The sequence below is a fragment of the Synechococcus sp. WC101 genome (genome assembly GCF_047461555.1).
In the GTDB taxonomy this organism is placed as follows: domain Bacteria; phylum Cyanobacteriota; class Cyanobacteriia; order Thermostichales; family Thermostichaceae; genus Thermostichus.
The window spans coordinates 1-5,334 of the sequence record NZ_JANSHG010000161.1 but is presented as its reverse complement, the minus strand read 5'-3'; the positions used below and the strand labels follow the sequence as shown (position 1 = coordinate 5,334).

General features: G+C 60.0%; 6 protein-coding genes. 1 reads left to right on the top strand and 5 read right to left on the bottom strand.

Annotated elements, in window-relative coordinates; genetic code table 11:
• The 4 genes from NW809_RS10485 to rpsL form a co-directional block, all read right to left on the bottom strand.
• Positions 1-507: GTP-binding protein (locus tag NW809_RS10485; RefSeq protein ID WP_414402077.1), on the bottom strand; the 507-nt coding region annotated here is incomplete at its 3' end.
• Between the two features lie 22 nt (positions 508-529).
• Entirely contained in the window at positions 530-2,662 is a 2,133-nt protein-coding gene (fusA, locus tag NW809_RS10480; RefSeq protein WP_011430159.1) for an elongation factor G, read from the bottom strand.
• A 156-nt stretch (positions 2,663-2,818) separates the two neighbouring features.
• Complete coding sequence (gene rpsG, locus NW809_RS10475; RefSeq protein ID WP_011430158.1) at positions 2,819-3,289, bottom strand: 30S ribosomal protein S7; 471 nt, start codon at positions 3,287-3,289, stop codon at positions 2,819-2,821.
• A gap of 43 nt (positions 3,290-3,332) precedes the next feature.
• Positions 3,333-3,740 carry a 30S ribosomal protein S12 gene (gene rpsL / locus NW809_RS10470; RefSeq protein ID WP_011430157.1) on the bottom strand — a complete coding sequence of 136 codons (408 nt, stop codon included), beginning with the start codon at positions 3,738-3,740 and terminating at the stop codon, positions 3,333-3,335.
• A 197-nt stretch (positions 3,741-3,937) separates the two neighbouring features.
• Here rpsL and NW809_RS10465 point away from each other — a divergent pair, with 197 nt between their 5' ends.
• Positions 3,938-4,642 (top strand): ComF family protein, encoded by a 705-nt coding sequence (locus NW809_RS10465; RefSeq protein ID WP_011430156.1) that lies wholly within the window; start codon positions 3,938-3,940, stop codon positions 4,640-4,642.
• Here NW809_RS10465 and NW809_RS10460 read toward each other — a convergent pair.
• A partial coding sequence (locus tag NW809_RS10460; RefSeq protein ID WP_414402076.1) for an SPFH domain-containing protein occupies positions 4,643-5,334 on the bottom strand: 692 nt, incomplete at its 5' end.

The following is a 5,334-nucleotide window of genomic DNA, read 5'->3' as shown; positions in this document are numbered from 1 at the left end:
GGGGATTTCGTCGCCGGGGAAGTCGTACTTGGAGAGGAGCTCCCGTATCTCCAGCTCCACCAGCTCCAGCAGCTCCTCGTCGTCCACCATGTCCACCTTGTTGAGGAAGACCACCAAGCTGGGTACCCCCACCTGACGGGCCAACAGGATGTGCTCCCGCGTCTGCGGCATCGGCCCATCGGCCGCCGAGACCACCAGGATGGCCCCATCCATCTGGGCCGCGCCCGTGATCATGTTTTTCACGTAGTCGGCGTGGCCGGGGCAGTCCACGTGGGCGTAGTGACGCTTCTCCGTCTGGTACTCCACGTGGGCAGTGTTGATAGTGATACCGCGGGCTCTCTCCTCTGGCGCCGCGTCGATCTCGTCATAGCGCTTGGCTGTGGCCTGACCCAGAGCAGCCAGGGTCATAGTAATGGCGGCGGTCAACGTCGTCTTGCCGTGGTCGACGTGGCCAATGGTGCCAACGTTGACGTGCGGTTTGGTACGTTCAAACTTAGCGCGTGCCATGAATCATCACTTCCTTTTGATTTCAGTTGGTTACTCCACTTCCTTTGCTTTTGGCAATGATGGCTTCGGCAATACTGCGAGGAACTTCCTCGTAGTGGCTGAACTCCATCGTAAAGATGCCCCGCCCTTGGGTTTTGGAGCGGATGTCGGTGGCATATCCAAACATCTCCGCCAAGGGAACCTTGGCATTGACCTTGGAGATGCCGCCCTCTGTACTCATCCCCTCCATCTGGCCGCGACGGGCGTTGATGTCTCCGATAACATCCCCGACGAAGGCTTCGGGAACTTCCACCTCCACCTTCATCATCGGCTCCAGCAGGACGGGGTTGGCTCTGCGAGCAGCCTCCTTCAACGCCATCGAGCCGGCGATCTTGAAGGCCATTTCGCTGGAGTCCACCTCGTGGTAGGAGCCGTCCACCAGCGTGACGCGAATATCGATCAAAGGATAGCCAGCCAAGACGCCGGACTCGCAGGCTTCGCGGATCCCTTGCTCGGCAGGCGGAATGTACTCTTTGGGGATGACACCACCCACAATTTTGGAGACAAACTCGAACCCCGTGCCCGGCTCTGCCGGCTCCAGGTCGATGACCACATGGCCGTACTGGCCGCGGCCGCCAGTCTGGCGGATGAACTTCCCTTCCACGCGGCTAACTGGCTTGCGGATGGTTTCGCGGTAGGCCACTTGGGGGTTGCCCACGTTGGCTTCTACGTTGAACTCCCGCAGCATGCGATCCACCAGAATCTCCAGGTGGAGCTCGCCCATGCCGGAGATGATGGTTTGGTTGGTCTCCGGATCCACCGAGACGCGGAAGGTGGGATCCTCCTTGGCCAGGGCCTGCAGCGCTTTGGAGAGTTTGTCGATATCGGCTTTGGTCTTGGGCTCGACAGCCACCGAGATTACCGGCTCGGGGATATATAGGGACTCCAGGATCACCGGCGCGTTTTCGTCGCAGAGGGTGTCCCCAGTGGTGGTATCTTTCAGGCCCAACACAGCCCCCAGATCACCTGCCCGCAGCTCATCTACATCCAGACGCTCGTCCGCCTTGAGCACCACTAGGCGGGAGATGCGCTCCTTTTTGTTCTTGGTGGAGTTGAGCACATAGGTGCCCTTGGTTAGCACCCCAGAGTAAACGCGGATAAAGGTGAGGTCTCCGTACTTGTCGCTCATCAGCTTGAAGGCCAGGGCGGAGAAGGGCTCATCGTCGCTGGCTTTGCGCGACACCTCCGACCCATCCGGCAATACCCCCTTGATGGCGGGAATATCGATGGGAGAGGGAAGGTAGTCCACCACCGCGTCCAGCAGCATCTGCACACCCTTGTTCTTGAAGGCAGAGCCGCACAGCATGGGCACAATTTGGCCGCTAATGGTGCCTTTGCGCAGACCAGCCATTAGGTCGGCTTCGCTCAGATCCTCCTCGGCAAAGTACTTCTCCATCAGGGCCTCGTCGGTCTCGGCCACTGCTTCTACCAGCTTGGCCCGGTATTCCGCCACCAGATCCTTCATCTCCTCCGGGATGGGGGCAGGGCGAATGTCCTTGCCGATCTCATCCATGTAGATATTGGCCTGCAAGCGCACCAGATCGACGATGCCGCGGAACTCGTCTTCCGCCCCGATGGGCAGTTGGATCGGCACGGCGTTGGCTTTGAGGCGCTCCCGGATCTGGTTATAAACCTTGAGGAAATTGGCCCCCATGCGATCCATTTTGTTGACAAAGGCAATGCGGGGCACATTGTAACGATTGGCCTGCCGCCAGACGGTTTCCGACTGCGGCTGCACGCCCCCTACCGAGTCGAAGACGGCGATCACCCCGTCCAGCACCCGCATCGAGCGCTCCACCTCGATGGTGAAGTCCACGTGCCCTGGCGTGTCGATGATGTTGATGGTGTATTCCGGCGCGCCGGCGAGAGGTTGGGAGGGGTTTTTCGGATCCCGCTTGGTCCAACGGGTAGTGATGGCCGCGGCCGTGATGGTGATGCCCCGCTCCCGTTCCTGAGCCATCCAGTCGGTTACCGTGGTTCCCTCGTGAACCTCGCCAAGCTTATGCACCAGACCGGAATAGAAGAGGATCCGTTCTGTGGTCGTGGTCTTGCCAGCATCGATGTGGGCCGCGATACCAATATTTCGAACTCGTTCCAGGGGAACTGTGCGTGCCACGTTAACCTCCCAATCCTCGTCGCCCTGCGACTCGGGCAAACTAAAAAAACCTTTACAATTCTAGTCTTTTTTGCCCCTTCTCCTCCAGATCCAGCCCAGCTCTCGGCAAATGGGAAGGGATCCCAACAACATCCTCCTTTGCTCGGCCAGCGGGGTTCAGTAGCGGTAGTGGGCAAAGGCTTTGTTGGCTTCGGCCATGCGATGGACTTCCTCTCGCCGGCGGATGGCGTTGCCGGTTTCGTTGGCCGCATCTATAATCTCATTGGCTAACTTGGCAGACATAGTGCGGCCTGGACGGGTGCGGGAAAAGGTGACTAGCCAGCGCAGCGCCAATGAGGTTCCTCGCTCCGCTCTGACCTCCACAGGCACCTGATAGGTGGCGCCGCCCACCCGCCGCGCTTTCACCTCCACCAAGGGGGTGGCGTTGCGAACGGCATTTTCCAGTACGGGCAGCGGATCCTGGCCGGTGCGCTCTCGCACAATCTCTAGAGCGTCGTAGAGGATCCTGGCGGCAAGAGAAGCCTTGCCCCTCATCATCAACTTGTGGATCAGCATGGTAACCAAACGGCTCCCGTACTTGGGATCTGGAGGCACGTCACGGCGAGGAGCACGGTTGCGGCGAGACATAGGAGCTGTAGAACTTGAAGGCAGGATGACGTCCAGAGGGAAACTATTTCTTCTTGCCAGCGGCGGCTGGGGCTTGGCCGGGCTTAGGCCGTTTTGCCCCGTATTTGGAGCGGCCTTGCTTGCGGTCTTTCACTCCTGCGGCGTCGAGCGTGCCCCGAATAATGTGATAGCGCACGCCGGGCAAGTCCTTGACCCTTCCGCCGCGAATCATGACCACCGAGTGCTCTTGTAGGTTGTGGCCAATGCCGGGGATGTAAGCAGTAACTTCAAAGCCAGAGGTGAGGCGAACCCGCGCCACCTTCCGCAAAGCTGAGTTGGGCTTCTTGGGCGTTGTCGTGTACACTCGGGTGCAAACTCCCCGCCGCTGAGGACATCCTTTCAGGGCAGGGGCCTTGGTCTTGCGAACAGCAGCCTTGCGCTCTTCGCGAATGAGTTGCTGAATGGTGGGCATGGGTTGGCTGAGAAGATCGCTACTCAATTATCCGGCAGTAGTAAATCCTAGCAAGGCGGGATCCCGGCGTCAACTTAAGGGATCAGCTTCTGGGCTGGTGGCTTGGCTGAGTGAGAATTTCAGCATCCTTGTTCCCCTCAGCTAGCCTAGAGGAGCTTCTGCACACCAGAAGGAACTCGCGAAAGGCGATGGGCTGGATGGATTGGTGGATTTTGCTCCCTTGTCCGCTCTGCCAGCGCCCGGCTAAGGCTGTGTTTTGTCCAGACTGTCAAAGACGGCTGCAGGCGGAGCGGCTCGACTCTTGGCCGGTCACCACTTCGCCTTGGCCGCTTTATGCTTGGGGGATCCACCGGGGAGCGCTGCGCCGGGCCATCTATTGCCTGAAATATGAAGGACAGCGGCGCATTGGCGCGGTTTTGGGGGAATGGCTGGGATCCCGCTGGCTGGAGAGCCGACAGAAGCGTTCGGGATCCCAGGGAAGCCATGACCTGCTGTCTCGCCACGACTATACGGTGGTGCCCATCCCTCTGCATGCGGAGCGGCTGCGGCAGCGGGGCTACAACCAGGCGGCTTTGATCAGCCAAGCTTTTTGCGAGCGGACGGGTCTAAGACATTTACCTGACGCTCTGGTGCGGGTGCGGGCCACAGCGGCCCAACATGAGCTCAACCCCCTGCAACGCCAGCAGAACTTGGCAGGCGCCTTTGCTCTCAAGCGCGCTCCCGCCACGCCGGTGCTACTGGTGGATGACATCTACACCACCGGCTCCACCGTCCAAGCGGCGCAGCAGGTCTTGGTCGCTGCCGGGATCCCGGTGGCCGGGGTGATCGTCGTGGCCCAGGCGCAGCAAGCTGCCGACCGTTCCACCCTGCCCTGGCAGCTCCGACGGCGTGGCCAGGCTTGACTATCGGGCCTGTTGCAGGGCTGCCTGCCGGGGATCCACGTTGAGGAACACGGTGGCATCCCCCTCGACGCGGATGATGCGCAGAGGGGGCAGCGAGTCCGTCGGGTTTTGGATGCGCTCCTGGAGTTTTTCGTAAAACAACAGATCCGCCAGTTGTGCGTTTTCCGCTGCTGCTTGTCCCTTCAGCTCAATGGCCCGCTGGTTGGCTGCCGCCAGGATCAACAGCCGCTCGGTTTCCTTTTGCTGAATTTGTGCCCGCACTGCTGCTGTTTGTGCCGTAATCGAGGCCACCTGTTTGCGTTCAATGGAATCTCGCAGAGCTTGTGGAAAATCGGGGTTGCCCAGGAAGAGGCCTTCTACCTGGATCAAGGGCAGGGCTTGACCATCGCGGTTGACGGTGGGCATCTCTTGGCGGATCAAGTCCAGGGCCCGTTGTTCGATGGCCGTGCGCTGGCTTTTGCGGTAGAAATCCTCGGAATCGAAAGAGGCGGAGATATCGCGGATCTTGGAGCGCACCACCGGCACCACCACTGTCGAAAGATAGTTCTCGCCGATGGTGGCGTGCAGCTCGTCCAAAGTGGCGAGGTTGGGCTTGAGGGCAATGGCCACATCGATGGCAAAAGCCTGCCCGTCGGCGGTGTTGACCGTGATGGCATTGCTGATGGCGTTGGCCGAGTTGGGGTCATTGGTAA

Bases quoted from the DNA above. Each gene is read 5' to 3' on its own strand.
- NW809_RS10465 (WP_011430156.1), top strand. From the start codon at position 3,938: ATGGATTGGTGGATTTTGCTCCCTTGTCCGCTCTGCCAGCGCCCGGCT.
- rpsL (WP_011430157.1), bottom strand. From the start codon at position 3,740: ATGCCCACCATTCAGCAACTCATTCGCGAAGAGCGCAAGGCTGCTGTT.
- rpsG (WP_011430158.1), bottom strand. From the start codon at position 3,289: ATGTCTCGCCGCAACCGTGCTCCTCGCCGTGACGTGCCTCCAGATCCC.